At 48.4% G+C, this 19368-nt stretch carries 20 protein-coding genes; 10 read left to right on the forward strand and 10 right to left on the reverse strand.

Annotation, left to right across the window (positions count from 1 at the left end; translation table 11 throughout):
• Window positions 1-29: 29 nt before the first annotated feature.
• Window positions 30-1307, reverse strand: a complete 1278-nt coding sequence (gene tolB, locus DFR42_RS06100; protein WP_110254265.1) for a Tol-Pal system beta propeller repeat protein TolB — start codon at window positions 1305-1307, stop codon at window positions 30-32.
• 15 nt (window positions 1308-1322) lie between these two features.
• On the reverse strand, window positions 1323-2189 hold the full coding sequence (gene tolA / locus DFR42_RS06105; protein ID WP_110253998.1) for a cell envelope integrity protein TolA: 867 nt from the start codon (window positions 2187-2189) through the stop codon (window positions 1323-1325).
• Between the two features lie 342 nt (window positions 2190-2531).
• On the opposite strand from tolA, the gene DFR42_RS06110 reads away from it, so the two are divergent.
• From DFR42_RS06110 to DFR42_RS06130, 5 genes are all read left to right on the forward strand, one after another.
• Entirely contained in the window at window positions 2532-2927 is a 396-nt protein-coding gene (locus DFR42_RS06110) for a VOC family protein (protein ID WP_110253999.1), read from the forward strand.
• Between the two features lie 88 nt (window positions 2928-3015).
• Window positions 3016-3567: a cytochrome b gene (locus DFR42_RS06115; protein WP_245936841.1), complete on the forward strand. Its 552-nt coding sequence runs from the start codon at window positions 3016-3018 to the stop codon at window positions 3565-3567.
• 36 nt (window positions 3568-3603) lie between these two features.
• On the forward strand, window positions 3604-4857 hold the full coding sequence (locus tag DFR42_RS06120) for an erythromycin esterase family protein (protein ID WP_110254000.1): 1254 nt from the start codon (window positions 3604-3606) through the stop codon (window positions 4855-4857).
• 72 nt (window positions 4858-4929) lie between these two features.
• Complete coding sequence (locus DFR42_RS06125) at window positions 4930-5862, forward strand: hypothetical protein (RefSeq protein WP_110254001.1); 933 nt, start codon at window positions 4930-4932, stop codon at window positions 5860-5862.
• Window positions 5863-6279: 417 nt separating this feature from the next.
• Window positions 6280-7080 (forward strand): MipA/OmpV family protein, encoded by an 801-nt coding sequence (locus DFR42_RS06130; protein WP_110254002.1) that lies wholly within the window; start codon window positions 6280-6282, stop codon window positions 7078-7080.
• A gap of 91 nt (window positions 7081-7171) precedes the next feature.
• On the opposite strand, the gene DFR42_RS06135 is transcribed toward DFR42_RS06130, so the two are convergent.
• The 5 genes from DFR42_RS06135 to DFR42_RS06155 form a co-directional block, all read right to left on the reverse strand.
• Window positions 7172-8320 carry an acyltransferase family protein gene (locus DFR42_RS06135; RefSeq protein ID WP_110254003.1) on the reverse strand — a complete coding sequence of 383 codons (1149 nt, stop codon included), beginning with the start codon at window positions 8318-8320 and terminating at the stop codon, window positions 7172-7174.
• A 119-nt stretch (window positions 8321-8439) separates the two neighbouring features.
• Window positions 8440-9390 (reverse strand): DMT family transporter, encoded by a 951-nt coding sequence (locus DFR42_RS06140; RefSeq protein ID WP_110254004.1) that lies wholly within the window; start codon window positions 9388-9390, stop codon window positions 8440-8442.
• A 91-nt stretch (window positions 9391-9481) separates the two neighbouring features.
• A complete protein-coding gene (locus tag DFR42_RS06145; RefSeq protein WP_110254267.1) occupies window positions 9482-10306 on the reverse strand; it encodes an AraC family transcriptional regulator in 825 nt (274 codons plus the stop codon).
• 93 nt (window positions 10307-10399) lie between these two features.
• Window positions 10400-10834: a ribonuclease HI gene (rnhA, locus tag DFR42_RS06150; protein ID WP_110254005.1), complete on the reverse strand. Its 435-nt coding sequence runs from the start codon at window positions 10832-10834 to the stop codon at window positions 10400-10402.
• The gene (locus DFR42_RS06155) at window positions 10827-11600 is read right to left on the reverse strand and encodes a class I SAM-dependent methyltransferase (RefSeq protein ID WP_110254006.1); all 774 of its coding nucleotides are present in this window, start codon (window positions 11598-11600) and stop codon (window positions 10827-10829) included. Before DFR42_RS06155 ends, rnhA begins: the two co-directional genes overlap by 8 nt.
• Between DFR42_RS06155 and gloB the strand changes: the two genes are divergently transcribed.
• The 3 genes from gloB to DFR42_RS06170 all read left to right on the forward strand — a co-directional run bounded on the left by gloB (window position 11578) and on the right by DFR42_RS06170 (window position 14314).
• Window positions 11578-12390 carry a hydroxyacylglutathione hydrolase gene (gene gloB, locus DFR42_RS06160; protein WP_245936842.1) on the forward strand — a complete coding sequence of 271 codons (813 nt, stop codon included), beginning with the start codon at window positions 11578-11580 and terminating at the stop codon, window positions 12388-12390. The genes DFR42_RS06155 and gloB overlap by 23 nt on opposite strands.
• A 36-nt stretch (window positions 12391-12426) precedes the next feature.
• Window positions 12427-13623, forward strand: coding sequence for an elongation factor P maturation arginine rhamnosyltransferase EarP (earP, locus tag DFR42_RS06165; RefSeq protein ID WP_110254007.1), 1197 nt, complete (start codon window positions 12427-12429; stop codon window positions 13621-13623).
• A gap of 115 nt (window positions 13624-13738) precedes the next feature.
• Window positions 13739-14314 carry an elongation factor P gene (locus tag DFR42_RS06170; RefSeq protein WP_110254008.1) on the forward strand — a complete coding sequence of 192 codons (576 nt, stop codon included), beginning with the start codon at window positions 13739-13741 and terminating at the stop codon, window positions 14312-14314.
• A gap of 101 nt (window positions 14315-14415) precedes the next feature.
• Here DFR42_RS06170 and DFR42_RS06175 read toward each other — a convergent pair whose 3' ends face one another.
• The 3 genes from DFR42_RS06175 to DFR42_RS06185 are packed head-to-tail and all read right to left on the reverse strand — an operon-like array spanning window position 14416 to window position 16977.
• Window positions 14416-15228, reverse strand: a complete 813-nt coding sequence (locus tag DFR42_RS06175; RefSeq protein ID WP_110254009.1) for a MetQ/NlpA family ABC transporter substrate-binding protein — start codon at window positions 15226-15228, stop codon at window positions 14416-14418.
• A gap of 58 nt (window positions 15229-15286) precedes the next feature.
• Complete coding sequence (locus tag DFR42_RS06180) at window positions 15287-15946, reverse strand: methionine ABC transporter permease (protein WP_110254010.1); 660 nt, start codon at window positions 15944-15946, stop codon at window positions 15287-15289.
• Entirely contained in the window at window positions 15946-16977 is a 1032-nt protein-coding gene (locus DFR42_RS06185) for a methionine ABC transporter ATP-binding protein (protein ID WP_110254011.1), read from the reverse strand. Before DFR42_RS06185 ends, DFR42_RS06180 begins: the two co-directional genes overlap by 1 nt.
• 286 nt (window positions 16978-17263) lie before the next feature.
• Between DFR42_RS06185 and DFR42_RS06190 the strand changes: the two genes are divergently transcribed.
• Window positions 17264-17557 carry a hypothetical protein gene (locus DFR42_RS06190; RefSeq protein WP_110254012.1) on the forward strand — a complete coding sequence of 98 codons (294 nt, stop codon included), beginning with the start codon at window positions 17264-17266 and terminating at the stop codon, window positions 17555-17557.
• A 195-nt stretch (window positions 17558-17752) separates the two neighbouring features.
• The gene (locus DFR42_RS06195; protein WP_110254269.1) at window positions 17753-19318 is read left to right on the forward strand and encodes an ABC transporter substrate-binding protein; all 1566 of its coding nucleotides are present in this window, start codon (window positions 17753-17755) and stop codon (window positions 19316-19318) included.
• Window positions 19319-19368: the final 50 nt, after the last annotated feature.

The following is a 19368-nucleotide window of genomic DNA, read 5'->3' on the forward strand; positions in this document are numbered from 1 at the left end:
CAATTAGTTAAGCAAATAGTCAATACTGCTTATTTCATAAAGGGACCCCAGGTGGGCTCCCGAATATCTCCGGCCTGGACCGTCAATTTCTGTTTCACCTTGCCATCAATGGACACCACAGCGAGCGAGCCGCGGCGGCCGGACTCGGTTGCATACATAATATAACGTCCATTTGGTGAAAAGCTCGGTGACTCGTCCTTGGTAGTGTCAGACAGCCTTAATTCCTGGCCGCTGGCCAAATCCAGTACATATAACTGGAATTTGCCATCGCGACGTGAAATATAAGCCAAAGTCTTGCCGTCGGGGGATATTCTTGGAGTGATATTGTAAGTGCCGCCAAAAGTAACGCGCGTCGCCTCACCTCCACCTGCACTCATTCTATAAATCTGCGGGTTGCCACCACGGTCGCTGAGGAAGTAAATCGACTTGCCATCTGCTGAAAATTGAGGCTCTGTATCGATGGCAGAACTGGAAGTCAGTTTTTGCAGATTGCCGCCATTGGCATTCACCGTAAAAATCTGGGTCTGGCCATCGCGTGACAATGCCACAGCCAGCTTGCTGCCATCTGGTGACCAAGCCGGTGCAGAATTATTACCCTTGAAATTGGCAATCTCAGTTCTTTCACCTGTGATGAGGTTTTGCACCAGAATCACAGGTTTGCGTTTTTCAAAGGACACGTAGGCAACCTTGGTACCATCTGGTGACCAGGCTGGGGAAATAATAGGCTCGGAAGATCGCAAGGCGATCTTGGTACCTTCACCGTCAGCATCTGCTACTTCCAGTCGGTATTCAGAACCTGCCTTGGTCACATAAGCGATGCGGGTAGAAAATATGCCGCGCACACCAGTCAGTTTTTCATAGATGTCATCAGCAATCCTGTGCGCCGTCAGACGTACATTGGCTGGTGGTGCAGTCACAGAAAAACCGGACAAGGTGCTGGACTTGACGGTATCCAGCAATTTATAACGTACATCAAAACGACCATCAGCCAGGCTTTGCACACTGCCGACTACCAGTGCATCCGCCCCTTTGGATTTCCAGTCGCCGAAGTTAACCACTGCGTTTTCATTCAGAACGACATTGGAATCAATGATCTTGAAGTAGCCACTGCGTGTCAGATCGTCCTTGATGATGCTGGTGACTTGCTGGGGCGTCAAGGCTTCGTCGGTAAAACCAGCGATAGCAATGGGAATCTGGTTGGACCCTACGCCAGACACTTCAACCCTGATCTGGGCATAAGCCGGTGCCAGGCCAGAAAGATTAGCGACAGCGGCAATAACGGCAGTAACAGCAATTTTTTTCAACATGGACATCATCGGATTTTATTCTTCCTTCATACGGTGAGCCAGCGTCAGGCTGGCGGGAACTTGACCAGTCTTGTCACGCGGAAAGGGAGCAGATTTTTCTATGGCTGCTGCCACCGCATCATCAAAAGCTATGTTCCCAGAGGATTTAACTTTGCGTATTGCACCACGGAGTGATCCATCTGGCAATAGGTTAATGAGGTATTCCACTGTAGGATTACCGGCCGTGCTGTCAATTCCGCTGAAATTCGTGTTGGATCTGACCTTGGCGGCAATTTTAGCGATATAACTTGGGTCACCGCGGTTATTGCCGGTAGATTTTTCACTGGTGCCCGTACTACCCGTGCCTACCGCCTGTTTAGTGACACGCGCCATCTCTTCATCGTAGACTTTAGATTTTTCTTTGGTAGATTTTTCTTTTTCCTTGGCCAGCAATTTCTTTTTGTCAGCAGCTTCCTGCGCCAGCTTTTCTTCCTTGCGTTTTTGTTCGGCAAGTTTATCTTGCTGTTCTTCCTTGCGTTTTTTCTCAGCCAGTTCGCGCTGATGCTCTTCTTCTTTTTTCTTTTCGAGCAGTTTCCGCTTTTTTTCCTGCGCCAGGACGATTTCAGGGTCTTCCTGACGCACTTCCGCCTTGACTGGCTCAGGTTCTTTGATTTTTTCTATGACGGGTTCAGGAACTGGAACAGGTTTGGGCGCAGCTTCACGATAGGTCAAATCCCAAACCTCTACATCCTGAGCTTCGGCAGGTTTATTCTGCCAACGTACACCTACCCATAAAAAACTTAATAAAATAACATGCACAAGGGCGGCCAGTGCGATGGATCGCAATTGCCCTGTCTGATGCTGATGAAAATCCGGATGTGCTTGCTGGGAAACCTGATTCATAGTCCTTAAGACTTTATTTGCCCGACTTGGTTCCGGAAAAAGTTGACCACGTCAGTGACAAAAAAATGCGCGTTAAAGTTGTAACAGCTGAAATTATAAACCGCAATCGGCTTTTCACCCCAGAGTTCGTCATGATTGTCTATGGTAACGCATATTAGAAAGCCAATTTATGTGAAAATTGTAATATTGCGCGTTTGATCATAGCTACGACTTGAAAACACAAGAATTTCAGGCATCAGCAAGAAGAATGACTAGAATGAAAATATCTCATTGCCAGCTTGGCATTATCTTTCAAGTCATTGGCAAAGTTTTACCTCGTGCATCTAAAAGCAAAGGAAGATCATGTCCCACCTAGCTACCCCAGGCGCAGTTATCTATGCCAAGGATTTGAGTAAAGTCAGCTGCTTTTATGAACAGCTTTTGCAGTCAATCGCTACGCATGCAGAAGACAACTATACGATATTGGAATTACCGCATTTCCAGTTGGTCATCCATGCCATACTAGCACAGATAGCCAGCACTTTCGAAATTGCCAATCCCCCGGCAAGACGCGGCGAAACTGCCATCAAATTAATGCTACCCGTGACCAGCATCAGCAAAGCAAGAGACATCGCAGCCAGCCTGGGCGGCCATATAGATGCCGCCAATTATGAATGGGAATTTCAGCATTGCCGCATCTGTGATGGGCATGATCCCGAAGGCAATGTTATCCAGGTCAGAGAAGTCATATCGAAATAAGTACATTAATTTGTACTGTTTGTTATTTGCGTTGAAACTTCCTTATCTGCATGCGGTCCATCATTCTTTAATTTGATGGGTAAATGACATGATGGACAAAGCAAACAGCCTCAGCAAGCTGAGTATTTCCCTGCACTGGATTATTGCCATACTCATCATTGGCTTATGCGCAGTGGGCTTGTATATGACAAGGGCTGAAGCCTGGGCTTTGTATCCAGTTCATAAATCCCTGGGAGTGCTGGTACTGGTTGCTGCCATATTACGTGTGATCTGGCGTATAAAGAACGGCTGGCCTGCAGCAGTGGCCGAGTATTCCCGGCTGGAGCAAATCACTGCGAAAATCATCAAATGGGTGTTAATCACGGGCACGATAGCCTTGCCCCTCAGCGGCATGTTATTTTCTGGTGCCAGCGGCCATGGTTTCGGCATATTTGGTTTGGTCCTGGTGCCTGCACAACACATGCCTGGCAACCCGGCAGAAGTGCTGGCGTATAGCGAATTCTGGGCAAAGGCAGGCGCAAGCCTGCATCAGGCAAGCGCCTACCTTTTGATTGCAGCCATACTTTTGCATCTGGCTGGTGCGTGTAAACACCATTTCATCGACAGGGACGCGACCCTGAGACGCATGCTGGGCAAATAAATCAACGCAAACAAAACAACTAGCAAACGCACGCCTATGAATCATCAAACCTCGATATGCGGGCTGCTGCTCGCCCTCCTCATCCCTATCACGCTGCCCTCTGCTACTGCACAAACCAGATCACCAGCGTGGGATGCCTGGCTCAGCAATAATACCCATGCCGTTTCGGACAATAAGATTAATGACGATTATGCTGACCTGGCGGCTTTTGGTGCAGCCATCAAAGATAGCCGCATCGTCATGCTGGATGAGCAAAGCCATGGTGAAGAAAATGTCTTTGCGCTCAAGGCCAGACTGGTCAGGTATCTGCATGAGAAACACGGCTACCAGGTGCTGGCCCTGGAAAGTGGCTTATATGATGTTGACCGCATCTGGCGCACTGCCGATGCGAAAAACAGCATACGCACCCAAGCGCCGGGCAATGTCTTTTACCTGTACGCCAACAGTCCGGCCATGCGGGGTTTATTCGACTATCTGCAAACCCAAAAGCAGGGTAAATCTCCCTTGATATTATCCGGCATGGATAGCCAGCATACTGGGCAACATACGCGGCAGCACCTGGTCAGTGATTTACGAAAAGAGCTGGACAAGACTGGCAACAGCAAGCTGAGCAATGATGCTTACTGGAGCAAGTTTGCAGAACTCAATCTGCAGTTATTCAACATGAATCGCACTGCGCCGGACACCCGCATTCAGGAAGAATACTTTCAATTCATTCAAAAATTGAAAACCGCTTTTTCTTCCAGTGAGCAGTATTTCTGGCAACGTTTGATCATCAGCATGGAAGATCAGGCGCAACGTTACTGGGGGCACAGGCATGAGCACCGCAGCGCTGTCATGGGTGAAAACTTACTGTCCCTGATAACGCAAAGATACCCGGGCCAGAAAATCATCGTCTGGGGCCACTTTGTTCATTTGAACCGCACTGGCTTGCCATTGCATGGCAATCTTGGCCATGTGATCAGCAAGCAATTCAAAGACCAGGTCTATGTCGCGCACTTCACCGGCAACAAGGGCAATTACTATAATTTCTTCAATGATCAAAACACGCCCGTATTAAGCTTCCCCTCCAAGACCATAGAAAATCATCTGGAACGCCAGCCCGGCCCTTATAATTTCACTGACTGGCGCAAGCTACCAGCACACCTGAAACAGGATGTGAGCATGCAGGCAGCGCTGAGTTCTTACTTGCCACAGGGCTTGTTTGAGCTACCTGAAGCTGGAGCACAATGGCATGAGCGCATAGATGGCACGTTTTACCTGAACAAGATAACCAGTACAAAACCTTGAATGCGCAGTTAAACATACACATATCACAGACATATTTTCTGGCATAAATTCTCAGCGCTCCGGAGATTATTCATGCAACATTACATTTCCACTTTTAAAAATCAACTGACAGAAATAAGCTGGTTCAGTTTTCTTAAAATATTGGCGATGATTTTTCTTGCCAGCGTATTTCTGCAGCTGGCATTCACTTCGCGTGAAAGCATAGTCTTGCTCAAAAAATCCGTCCTGGTCACACTATTGTCTCTGATCGTCTTGAAGGACATGCTGGAAGCACCAGCAGCATTTCGTCGTGTAAAGGCCGCGAGGCAACAAGGTGCAAACTGGATGCAAAGCCTGGCTGAATTGTCCCCGCCTGAATTTCCCGCCTTGCTGCGCCTGGAAAGAAGCATGTGGCAAGGATGCTGGTATTGGCTGTCCAGAAAAACACCCATAGCTCCTGTCGCTGGCCAGCAGTTTGGCTTTTGGAGCAAGAGCACATACAGCACCATCTTTCTTGTTTTATTAATTGGCCTCGCAACGGAAATTCCATTCTCGGCGCTGATGGTGCCCATCATGACTCAGGATGCGCACACACGCACGCTGGTGCATTGCATCTTGTTGGCACTGACTGCCTACTCACTGGTCTGGATACTGGGCGACCGCTACTGGATCAGGCATAGCTGCCATATACTCGCTGAAGATACCCTGCATTTGAAACTGGGTAGCAGAAGCATGGGCAAGATACCTTACATGGCCATCTCCGCCTGCGAGAATTTTGCGGTGGATAATAATCAGCCATCGTGGAAAAAGTTCGATTACCCAAAGGCTTCCATCATACTCAGCCCCTATGACAAGCCAAATCTTGTCATCAGTTTGCATGCAGATGCACATCTGCATATCTGGCATTTTCAATTGCAAAAGACTGATGTGCAAAAGATTTACCTGTATGTCGATGAGCCAAACCAGTTAAAACTGGCATTGCAGATGCATATTGCGAATCATCAAAAATCCGGTCAATCAAATTAATCAGTTATCACATATCCTGCTGCTGCCCCAGACAGCAGGCGCCAGACCCCACCCTCGCCCCACCCGAGCGACGATCCAAAATGCAATTTGATATGCATACTGGATCGCTGCCCCTCCTCTTATGCATAAATTGAGCCCTTACAGATTTAACAAATAAATGCGTTTGGCAGCTCCACATTGCGCAATACATCAAACATGGCCATCAGTTGAGTTTAGCAACTCACTCATCAAAACATCAATAAGTATCGAATACTGATACTTCCTGTTCAAGCATACGGGGCCTGCGATTTTCTATTGGCATAGTTTTTTTATCTTTGCGAGACTTCGTTCCGAGCTCTCCGCCGGAGAGAAGTTGTGCGGCAAAAATGTCGCTCTGGACTGCTTAGCTTCCATTGATTAATCGCTTAAAGGATCACCATGAAACACATTTTTAAACTGACCGCTATCGCTTTCTCCAGCTTGATGGCCATGTCGTTTTCTGCTCATGCACAAGACAAGACAGCAGCAGAACCTGAGTCCACCGCGGTGGTCGGTGCTGGCGTATTCTATGCCCCTGAATACATAGGCGCGAAGAAAAATCGCTTTGGCCCTGCCATTTATGGCGAATACCAAAACAAAAATGGCTTCTTTGCCAGTACCATGCGCGGCGTAGGTTTTGGCACGAAGGTTGATGACTTTTCTTTCAGTGCGGCCCTGGGCTACCGTGCAGGCCGTGAAGACTCACGCGATTCAAAATCTTTGTTCAGTTCTGATGATTTGAAAGGCATGGGCAATATTTCCGGTTCTGCTACGGCCAATCTGCAAGCAAGTACTACATTTGGGCCCGGCATCAAAGCGAGCTTCAACGCCAATATGGCACTGTCTCACAGGGAAAACGGCAATGCCTATACTTTTGGCCTGGCAGCCCCAGTATTCCAGACGGCCTCAGACAAGGTAGAAATCGGCGGCAATCTGACATATGGTGATGCCAAATACAACCAGACTTATTTTGGCGTAACGCCGACACAAAGTGCCAATTCAGGCTACAAGGCATACTCGATAAAAGCGGGCTTCTCACAGGCTACTGCTAACGTAGCGTGGACACATGTGATAGACAAAAACTGGTCAGTACGCAGTGCCGTAGGTGTATCACAAGTAATGGGCGATGCTGGTGATAGTCCTTTGGCAAAAAAGAAAACCAATCCATTATTGATCAGCACTGTCAATTACGCTTTCTGATTTTGCCTTTATCCGTATGAACTAAATCGCACAATTAGTTCAGCAACAAAGATGACAGATGCGGGTTCAGCTTTGAACCCGCATCTGTTTTTTATTGCGCAGTTTGTAAACCAGGATGTGATTTTTTGGCTTTGTTACGCAAATAATTATTTGCTGGCTCAGTGACATATCGCGCCACCAGAGCAGCTAGCAGGGAACTTAGTAGCAGAAACAAAAACAGGCAAGGTAAACGCATTTCATATGACAATTCTTTCTTGCTGACGACATTACGCATGAGTGCCAGCACGATGATATGAAACAGATACAGCTCATAACTATGCCTGCCCATCCAGCCCAGCCAAGCCACTCCTTTTCGAATGCCCCAGCCTTGCTGGGATGGCTGTTTTGTCGCAAACAGGAAAGCGGCACTGCATAGCGAAATCAGAGTAAAACCTTCTATTTCATGCCCACCTATGCCGCGCAAATACACAGCCGCCAAAGCCAGCAAGGCAAGCCAGCGCAAACACATTGCAACAGTTTTACCCAACTCGATTTTTTGAATGAGCAATGCAGTCATGCAGCCTATGGCAATCGCATCAAAGCAGGCGAAATAGGCATACATGTATTCGATTTCACTCTTCAAATGCTGGCTGCGGTAGATAGGTGCATACACGATCAGGCCAAGACAGAGCAAAACAAACAGGCTTTGCTTGCGCAAGCTAATGCACAGTAAAGGCAGGCAAAGATAAAACATCTCCTCTACTGAGAGTGACCAGTATATATTGAGGCAATAATTAAAATAGCCTGTCGATTGCATGAGAACGTTGTGCCAGAATGTCAGCACAGATCCTGCAGCAATGAAGAAATAGGAGGCAGGCAGATGATTGCCGTTATCGGCATTATCAAAATGCGGTACACCCAGACTACCGAGCGTGACGATGATGAATAGCGCCAACAATAACGGCGGCATGATGCGGGCAATCCGCAACAGATAGAATTCACGCCAGTTAATTTGTGCCAGGCTGCCCCAGCGTTTGAGTGAATTGGACGTGATCAAATAACCGGATATGGTGAAAAAGATAGTGACGCCATAATTGCCATTCAATACGACGGAACGCAATAAATCAGGGCCGAGCAAACTACCCAGGGGGCTATCTTTCAAACCAAGTCCCAGTGAAAAATGCAAAAGCAAGACCAGTAAAATTGCCAGTCCCCGTAAAAAATCAATCCCTGCATTTCTGCTACTTATATTTTCCTGCATGGGCGAGCATCCTTAAATCAGTGAATACAAAAGAATAGAGTTGATTCTGAATCAACATATTCGTTTCTTTGTATATCATATTTCCAGGAATTAATTACCAGCGGAATAATGAAAAATCACTAATGAATAGCTTGAGGTTTTACGCGCAGAGCAGTGACGACGCCAACAATCAGTAAAATGATCCCCAGTAAAACCATGGGTTCTGGCATGCGCTTGCTCAAAATGAATGCATAGGCCAGCGCGGCCAGTGTCTCAAACACGATGAGCTGACCTGCCAGGTTGGTAGGCAGGCGCTGGCTGGCCTGGTTCCAGCACATAGTGCCCAGCCATGAGGCGAACAGACCGATGATGAGCATCAGAGTGATGAAGTATTGTGGCCGTGGGCCAAATGGCATAGAAAAATCCTGGCCGCTCACACTCATGTATATCCATAGTCCCAGGTAACCAAGCAAAGCCAGCGGTAAAGTGGCAACGCCCTGGGCACTGGCCCAGACTCTGGGATTGCGGTCAGGGTGATGGCGCAGCCAGTCTGCATTTCTTAATGGGTACCAGGTCCAGCAGGCAACGGCAACCAGTGCAAACAAACCACCAACGATATAGGTCTGAATGTCTTTGTCAGAAGCTGCCTGCAATGCAGCGATTTCCACGCTATTGACGCAGGCAACGCCAGCAAAGATGATCAATAGCGATGGCAACATGCGTCGCCAGGCAATACTGCCATCACGCTGGGCATTGCGGTAATTGGCGGTGATGGCGATAACGACAGGCAGCGTGCCTATCAGCATGGTAGGCAGCGGTGCCCCGGAACGTTGTATCGCACTGGCCAGGCACAGGTAATAGAGGATGTTACCGACTGCTGCCAGCTTCAATGCTTCTATCCAGTCTGACTTGCTCAACAGACGCAATTGCCGCCTGTCCATCCAGGCGATAGGCAGAGTGATCAAGCCAAATGCCAGATAGCGGCCAAATGATTGCAAAGCTGCCGGGTATTCAGGCAGTAGCAATGGGCCGATGAATACCAGGCCCCACATCAAACCTGCTGCCATTGCATATAAAACGCCGATACCCATGCTGTTTATCCCCTGAAAAGAATCAGCTTAAAACAAAATGGAATAGCGGTCTTGTACCAGATTGCGCTCGCGGGCAGTTTTGCAGTGAAGTTTAAGCGCGCATCTGCTGTTGATAACGCGATGGCGTCACACCGTAGCGACGCAAGAAGGCCTTGTTCAAATGCGATTGATCTGTCAGGCCAGTTGCCGCCGCTACCTGCGCCGGTGGAAAGCCCTTGCCCAGCAGGCATTTGGCTTCATACAGACGCAAGGCCATCAGCATTTGCTGGGGTGTCGCGTGATATTGCGCTTTGAAGCTGCGCAAAAAATGAAATGGGCTCAAGCCTGCAACTACAGCCAGTTGCTCCAGGCCGATGCGTTCTGCCATGCTGGCGCGCATATAATCGAGCACGGCTGTAAAGCGCTGTTTGCCCAAAGATGCTGGTGCTTGCGGCGCACTGGCAAAACGTTTGAATTCGGACAGGATATCAAACAGGAGGCTGTCAAAACTCAGCTTGTCAGTGGCTTGCCAAATCTGCTCAAGCATGACACCCAGTTTGCGCGCACTGATGGCATCGTTGGCGACCGCATCCTTGAACCACCAACCACTTTCGCCCGTGACTTCTGCCACCACTTCCGGCTCTATATACATCATGCGATAGCGCCAGCCAGTGTCTGTTTCTGCCCTTCCGGTATGCAACTCATCCGGGTTCATCATCACGACCGAATCTTGCGGTGCCAGATGATCGCTACCCAAGTATCGAAAACGCTCTACTCCACTGGCAATAGAGCCCAGGCCAAATGCTTCATGCGTATGAGGTTCAAAGGCATGGGCAACGATATGGGCACGGTAAAGTTCTACGCCAGGGCGATGTTGCGCCCTTTTGAATTCAGCACGGTCACTCACATGTTCAAAGCTTTCAGGCACACCGGGCATGGACAAAGCGCCATCATTGTCCTGGAGGCTTTGCCGGCCCTGTTGCATGCCAGTGTGGATGTTCGCTATGTCCATGAGATATTTCGTCTCTCTTTACAGTACTGACTCAACACCACGATTGGCCAGTTGATCTGCTCTTTCATTACCTGGGTGGCCAGTGTGGCCGCGCACCCAGCGCCAGTCAATTTCATGGATGGTACGTGCGGCATCGAGTTGCTGCCACAGGTCGACATTCTTTACCGGAGCCTTGGAAGCGGTTTTCCAGCCCTTGGCTTTCCAGCCGGTAATCCACTCCGTTATGCCCTTCAATACATACTGGCTATCGGTATGCAAAGTGATATGACAGGGACGCTTCAATGCACCCAGTGCCTGTATCACTGCCATCAATTCCATGCGGTTATTGGTGGTTTCTTTTTCGCCGCCAAATAATTCTTTTTCTTTATTGCCCGCTATCAGCAAAGCGCCCCAGCCGCCTACGCCAGGATTGCCCTTGCAGGCACCATCCGTGTAAATTTCTATATTATCCATTTGATTCTTTTGATTTGTTTGCAACTGGCAAGGCATGTGCGCTTGATACCCGCTTTTGCTTCCATGCGGGGCCTATCAAATGCATGCCTTTGACTCTTTTCACGGCCTGCAATATATACACTGCGCCAAAATAAGGCCACCAGCGTTGTCCTGCTTTTTCCATGAAACTATAGCGTTGCAACCATTTTTCTGATTTCACGGGAGGAGCATAACAACCAAAATCGCTGCTACCTACCTCCATATTCAATAACTTCAGCCAATCCTTCAAACGCGGATGGCTGATAAATTCGCCTTCCTTGGGCAAGAAATAATTCTTGCTCAAACGCCCGGTCGCTTGCCTGGCGCCCCACAGGCTGGCGCGGTTAAAGCCTGTGATGATAACCCGGCCCTCCGGTATCAATACTCTCTCCACCTCACGCAATATCTGATGCGGTTCCGCGGCAAATTCCAGTACATGGGGCAAGACAATCAAATCTATGCTGTGGGCATCAAAGGGCAATTCGGCAAAGTCATGGATGACCACAACCGGTCGCTTCTGCCCCGGCTGATTTTCGTCAGGCATACGGGAATTGGTCAGCCAGCGATGGGGCATGCGACTGGCTGCCAGCGCATCAATTTGCGGCAAACCTATCTGCAAAGCATTGAAACCAAAGATGTCCACCGTCAATTTATCGAGCATGGCCTGCTCCCATTGACGGATATAGCTACCGGCTGGCAGCTCTAACCACGCTCCGAGGTCTATAATGTTTTTTTCCAAAGCATCCATGCCTGATATGAAGAATTCCCTGAGTATATTGACTGTCCCCGCCTTTGACGACAATTATCTATGGATTATCCATGATGGCCAGCATGCTGCCGTGGTTGATCCTGGTGATGCCATGCCAATTTTACAAGCCCTGGCACAACATCAACTGACATTGTCCGCTATTTTACTCACTCATCACCATGCAGATCATATAGGCGGTGTGCCACGCTTGCTGGAACATGCAGCCGTGCCAGTTTTTGGCCCCACCAATGACAAGATCGCCGTGGTCACGCAAAAGCTGAAACAGAATGATGTTGTGAACGTGCCCGGCATCAATCTGGAGTTGAACGTACTGGACGTTCCCGGCCACACACTGGGCCATATTGCCTATTTCGCCCCTGAACAGCATTGGCTGTTTTGTGGCGACACTCTGTTTGCCGGTGGCTGCGGCCGTTTGTTTGAAGGCACGCCCGCACAGATGCTGCATTCACTGGACCAACTGGCTGCACTGCCGGACGATACTGCTGTGTACTGCGCCCATGAATACACCTTGTCCAATTTGCGCTTTGCCAAAGAGGTCGAACCTGGCAACCAGGATTTGCTGGAGCGCATCAAGCGCGAACAAGCCAGGCGCGAACAAGGCATACCTACCGTGCCTACCCAGATAGGCCTGGAAAAACAGACCAATCCATTCTTGCGTAGCCGCGAAAGCACAGTTATCGAGCGCCTTCTGGAAAGCGGTAAAATCCCTGCCGCACAAAATGATGTCAGCCATTTCGCCGCCTTGCGTGAATGGAAAAACCGCTTTTAAGTAAGCTTTTAGGTACGCTTTCAAAAACATATTGCAATGCATTCAACAGAAATAAATACGACTCAAGCAGCAAAATCTTTGGCCCTGTTCTGCAAGGTCGTTGATAATTTCGGCGATATAGGCATTTGCTGGCGCATGGCCAGGCAACTGCAGCAAGAACATGGCATCGCCGTCACGCTATGGGTAGATGACTTGCGCAGTTTCCAGCGCATCTGCCCGCAAGTGAATATTGATGCCGAAGTACAGGAAATCGCGGGCGTCACCGTCAGAAACTGGTGCGATCAGCAAGGCACATTTACTGTGGCCGATGTTGCCGATATCGTCATAGAATTTTTTGCCTGCGACATACCGCCAGGATATATCCAGGCCATGGCACAGTGTGAGCCGCGCCCGGTCTGGCTCAATCTGGAAGGTTTGACGGCAGAAGAATGGGTGGAAGGCTGCCATACCCTGCCCTCACCCCATCCTTCCTTGTCATTGACCAAGCATTTCTTTTTTCCTGGCTTCAACAACAAAACCGGGGGCTTGTTGCGCGAAGCCAGCCTGGACCATGAAAGAGCCGCATTTCAAGCTGATACTCAGACTACAGCTGCCTTCTTGCAGAAGTTAGGGCTGACTGAAGCTGAGATCAGTAGCACAAAAGTATCGCTGTTTTGTTACCCGCATGCACCTGTGGCTGATCTACTCAAGACATGGCAAAACGCTGATCAGCCCATGACTTGCCTGGTACCTGAAGGCGTAGCGAGCGAAGCTATAGCAACATTTCTGGGGCAAGCATCCAAAGCCGGTGTCAGCGGCAGTCGAGGTGCCTTGACTGTGCGTGTACTGCCATTCATCCCCCAGGCCGATTACGATAAGTTGTTATGGGCTTGCGATATCAACTTTGTCCGTGGCGAAGACTCATTCGTCCGTGCGCAGTGGGCTAACAGGCCCTTCATCTGGCATATCTACCCCCAGGATGAAAACCTGCATCACGTGAAATTGAATGCATTTTTAAAAACCACCACATCTGCCACGGCAAGCCTGGTTGCCTTGTCGCATGTCTGGAATGGCGTCAGCCATCCACCACTGGACTGGGCAGACATATGGCAGGCTTTTCAAGCCGACCTGCCTGAAATTGCACAACTTTCTGGCAAGTGGCAGGAAAAAATGCACGAAAACGGGGATATGACGAGCAATTTATTGAAGTTCGTCAATGCAGTTAGGGTGGCAAGCCAAAAAGATGCAGTATAATGTTGGGTTAATTTTTAACCTGTTTTAAATCTCAATCAAACGTGGGCTTGCGGTGTTTTTTTGCCAGTAGGCAACAGATGATTTTTATGCAACCTACTTTTTACGTATACTCGCTATGAAATTTGCAAAAGAAATTCGTGTTGGCAACATCATTATGGTCGACAGCAAACCAATGATCGTATTGCGCTCTGATGTCAACGGCTCCAGCCGTACAGGTTTCACTTACAAGTGGAAAATGAAAAACCTGTTGACTAACAGCCCACAAGAAAACGTCTTCCGTGGCGACGACAAGTTTGACGTAGTTGTATTGGACAAAAAACCAGTTACTTACTCTTACTTCGCTGACCCACTGTTCGTATTCATGGATCAAGAATACAACCAGTATGAAATCGAAGCAGAAAACATGGGCGAATCCATCAACTACCTGAAAGATGGTATGGAATGCGAAGCTGTTTTCTATGACGGTAAAGCTATCTCTGTTGAATTGCCTACAACAATCGTTCGTCAGGTTATTTACTCTGAGCCAGCAGTTAAAGGCAACACTTCAGGCAACGTACTGAAAGAAGCCAAGATCGAAAACGCGATCGAAGAATATTGCCATATCGTTCAAGTTCCTCTGTTTGTCAGCCAGGACGACATGATCGAAATCGATACACGCACTAATGAATACAAAAAAGTCGTACGTAACTAATACGTAAGACCCCAAAAAAACGCTGCTTATTTATTAAATAAGCAGCGTTTTTTTTCGCCCTGAATGCAAGCCTGCCCAATTCAGGCAAGCTTACGCCAGCATCAGAATGCAGGAACAACTGCCCCCTTGTATTTCTCTTCAATGAATTTTTTCACTTCTGGCGAATTCAATGCAGCAATCAGCTTTTTAAATGCAGGACTGTTTTTATTGTCTTCACGTGCCACCAGCAAATTTGCATAAGGTGAGTTGGCATCTTCGATGAACAACGAGTCTTTCACAGGATTGAGTTTTGCTTCTATCGCATAATTGGTATTGATCAAAGCCAGATCAACCTGATTCAATACACGTGGCAAAGTCGCGGCTTCCAGCTCTTTGAATTTCAATTTCTTTGGATTTTCAATAATATCTTTTTGAGTCGCAGAGATATTTTTCGGGTCCTTCAATTTCAACAAACCCTGTTTGGACAGTAACAACAAGGCACGGCCAGAATTGGATGGATCATTCGGGATAGCAATGGTTGCACCGTCAGGCAAATCAGCCAGTTTTTTGTACTTGCTGGAGTATGCAGCGAAAGGCTCTACATGGACCTTGGCGATAGGTACTTCAATATCGTTCTTGTGGCTTTTCTTGAATTCATTCAGGTAAGGCTGATGTAAAAAGAAATTACCATCCAGGTGTTTTTCATTGACCTGCACTGCTGGCTGTATGTAGTCAGTGAAAACTTTCACTTTCAACTCCACGCCTTCTTTAGCCAGTTGTGGCTTGATAAATTCCAGTATCTCAGCATGTGGCACTGGGCTGGCAGCGATATGCAATGTTTCTACTGCAAACACTGTTGCTGGTGCAAATACGGCTGCAGCTGTCAGACCACCTGCCACGATAAGGGACAAACGACGCTTCAAATTTAAAGACATATAGACTCCAATAAAAAATTAAAAACTTACTCAGTTGCTTACTTAATTACTTACTCAGTTACTTACGTGTGAATTTCAAAACCAGCTTGTCACCTGCAAATTGCAGCAACTGCACCAGCACTATCAAAATAAATACCGTGACCACCATGACCTCGGTCTGGAAGCGCTGGTAACCGTAGCGCAGGGCCAAATCACCCAGACCACCACCACCTATTACGCCCGACATGGCTGCATATGAGACCAGGGCTATCGTTGTTACCGTCGCCGCCGCGAGCAAACCCGGCAAAGCTTCTGGCAACAAGGCATGCCAGATAATTTGCCAGGTCTTGGCCCCCATGGCCTGGCAGGCTTCGATAATGCCCTTGTCCACTTCGCGCAAAACGTTTTCTACCAGGCGCGCAAAAAATGGTGTCGTACCTATCACCAGTGGCGGTATCGTACCCGGCACACCCAGCGAGGTTCCCATCAATAAGAGCGTGAAAGGAATCAATACAATCAGCAAAATAATGAAAGGGATGGAACGTAAAATATTCACGACGACAGACAACACCGCGTAGAGCACTCCTTGTTCCAGCAATTGTTTTTTACCTGTCAAAAACAGCAATACACCCAGAGGCAAACCCAGCAGCACCGTGAACAGCAACGAGGCACCCGTCATGGTCAAAGTATCGAGCGTCGCCAGTGCGATATCGCTCCAGTCAATTTGAGAGAAATCCATCAATGTACTCCTGCCGCTGCGCTGATTCTGGCGACTCTGACACCTGCATTGATGAGCAGATTCTCAACAACTTCAGACTGCTCTTGCGTACTATGCAATTCAACCAGCAACTGTCCGTACGGCGTATTCTTGATGCGTCCTATCACCCCTTGCAGAATGGCGATATCAATTGCCGTTTGTGCTGCTATGCGGGTAATGATGGGGTCATGCGTACTGGTGCCGACATAACTCAGGCGCAGCAAATGACGGTCCGGATTTTGATCATTGCGTTCCAGCACAGACAAATCCATGGCCTGATTTTCTGCAACCAGGCTTTGTGTCACAGCATGCTGAGGGTGGAGGAAGACATCGACAACCTCACCCAGCTCAACAATTTCACCAGCATCAATCACTGCTACCCTGTCGCAGATCGTTCGTATCACCTGCATTTCATGTGTAATCAAAACGATGGTCAGACCCAGCTTTTGATTAATATCCAATAACAGACGCAAGATGGCTTGCGTAGTCTCGGGATCAAGTGCAGAAGTCGCCTCGTCGCACAACAATAGATGAGGATAATTTGCCAGCGCGCGGGCAATACCCACCCGCTGCTTTTGCCCACCCGATAACTGCGAAGGATACTTGTTACCCTGGTCTTGCAAACCCACCAGTTCAAGCAGTTCGACAACTCTTGCCTGAATTTCCTGCGCCGTATATTTCCCACTCAGCTTGAGAGGAAAGGCAATATTTTCAGAGACGGTTTTTGCATACAATAAATTGAAATGCTGGAATACCATGCCTATGCGCTGGCGCAAACTATGCAACTGCGGCCCGTCAAATGCGGTGATGTCTTCACCTTCTATCCACACCTTGCCCTGGCTGGGGCGTTCCAGCAAATTCAAAGTTCGTAGCAAGGTGCTTTTACCCGCACCTGAACGACCTATGATGCCAAAAATTTGTCCTTTACTAACTTCCAGATTGATATTGTTGAGGGCCAGCACTGACTGACCGTTGACTTTGTAATACTTAGCTAATTGCTCAATACGTAACACTGATTTCCCAAACAAAATATGTAACCGATGGGGAGCACTGTAACGAAAGGAATCAAGCTTTTCCAATCATATAATCGAATTTGTATATACAAAAAAATGTCTAAGGTAAGAAGAAAACCGGATGAAGCTCAGATGAAAAAACAAATCATTAACTTGCCTTCCATCAAGTTTATCTAAAGCAAGAAACATGATTTTGTGTTTAAATCGCTTGTATATTCCAAGCCTGAATACTATGTTGGAATGAGTGTCAATCTTCGCTCCACGTGAGCAAAAAGCGAGTGCAATAATGGTAACTTCAGTCAATTCTTCCAGTTCAGCGCAAACCCAGCAGTTGCTACAGCAAGCTGCAGATGCGCGCGCCAAACAAAATAGTGAAACCATAGGTGCTGCACCTGACAGGGATTCCGGCACGGCTGATGCCATTGCAGATGCAAAAAGGGTTACGGATGCCCAAGCTGCACAGCAAGCACAGTTGAGCAAGCAGGCAGCAAAGTCGCCGGAACCACCGCCAGATCAACCTAAACCCGTGGTCAATACCAGTGGTCAGATAACAGGAACAAGAATTAATACCACAGCCTGAATTAGCCCTCACCCTCGAAAACCGCCCGCAGAAATGCCTGGCGGTTTTTTATTTCCCAAATCTGTCATAAGCTCATAAGCAAAGATTATTTGCAGCAAAGACAAGTGATCAGCACATAATGCCAGCGAATGCTAAGCTCTCAGTCTGTGCGCTGCCAAACTGTGCCAGCAAGTAAATAAGTTAATAATGCAATTTATGAATAAAAAGAACCTACTCGCCACTTCCATCGCCGCTTTGTTCATGACAACTGCAGGCTTCAGTTTTGCTGCCAATTTGAAGATTGGCCTGGCGGCAGATGTGAATTCCCTCGACCCGCATTACTTCAATAGCGGGCCGAATAATGCCATGGCATCGCATTTGTTTGAGGCGCTGGTCAGCGTCGACTCTGATGGCCGTATAGCACCTGGCCTGGCCCTGTCTTGGAAGGCAATCAATCCCACGACCTGGGAGTTCAAATTGCGCCAGGGCGTGAAATTTCATGACGGTAGTGAGTTGACAGCAGAAGACGTGGTGTTTTCTCTCGACAGACCAGCCCAGATCAAGAACAGCCCTGGCCCGTACACCAGCTTCACCAAGCAAATCGTTGGCAAACAGATTGTCGATCCCTACACCCTGCGCCTGAAAACGGCAACGCCGTATGGCCCGCTGCCGCTGGATATGAGCTCAGTCTTTATTGTTTCAAAAAAGATTGCGCTACAGGCTGGCACCGATGATTTCAACAGTGGCAAGGCCGCCATCGGCACCGGCCCTTATAAATTCGCCGCCTTCAAGCGCGGTGATGCTGTCGAACTGACAAAAAATGATGCTTACTGGGGTGACAAATCAGCCTGGGACAAAGTGACTTTCCGCATCATCACTGCAGGCGCGCCACGCATGGCAGCATTGTTGTCTGGTGATGTCGATGCCATAGAAAGCATACCGCCAGCAGATTTGAGCAAGCTGAAAAGTAATGCCAAATTCAAGCTGGAACAAAAGATTTCCTGGCGCACCCTGTTCTGGCATCTGGATCATCAGACCAGGGTCTCACCTTTTATTACCGACAAAGCAGGCAAGCCACTGGCTACCAATCCTTTGAAGGATATACGGGTACGCAAAGCCATCGCCAAGGCCATCAACCGCACAGCATTATCTGAACGGATACTGGAAGGCTTGGCAGTACCTGCCTCCAACCTCGTCGCGCCTGGCGTGTTTGGCTATAACGATAGCCTGAAAGTAGAAGCCTACGACCCGGAAGGCGCGAAAAAATTGCTGGCCGAAGCCGGTTACCCAAATGGTTTTGCCATCACCCTGCACGGGCCAAATAATCGCTACATCAATGATGAACAAATCGTTCAGACAGTAGCGCAATTCCTCAGCAAAGTGGGGATACAGGCCAAGGTAGAAACGCAGCCACTGGCAGTCTACTTCCCCAAAGCAGCAAAGGGAGAATACAGCATGGCTTTGCTGGGCTGGGGTTCGCTGGCCGGGGACTTTGCCTTACGCACTGTCCTGGGTACAGTCAATGCCGAGAATGGCTGGGGCAGCTGGAACTGGGGTAAATACAGCAACCACGCTCTTGATGAAGCAATAGAGTCATCCCTGGCTTCTGTCGAAGCAGACAAGCGCGAAGCCTTTGCAAAAAAAGCGGCAGCCACGGCTCTGCAAGACTATGCCGTCATCCCCTTGCATCATCAATATGCCAGTTGGGCGCTGCGTAAAGGCTTGAAGTACAAGGCCAGGACGGATGAATTTACTTTTGCTCACCAGTTCAAACCAGAATAAGTATTTAATTCAATAAGAAAAATCCCGCGACTGCCATCACAGTCGCGGGA

This window comes from Undibacterium pigrum, from assembly GCF_003201815.1.
Lineage (GTDB): Bacteria > Pseudomonadota > Gammaproteobacteria > Burkholderiales > Burkholderiaceae_D > Undibacterium > Undibacterium pigrum.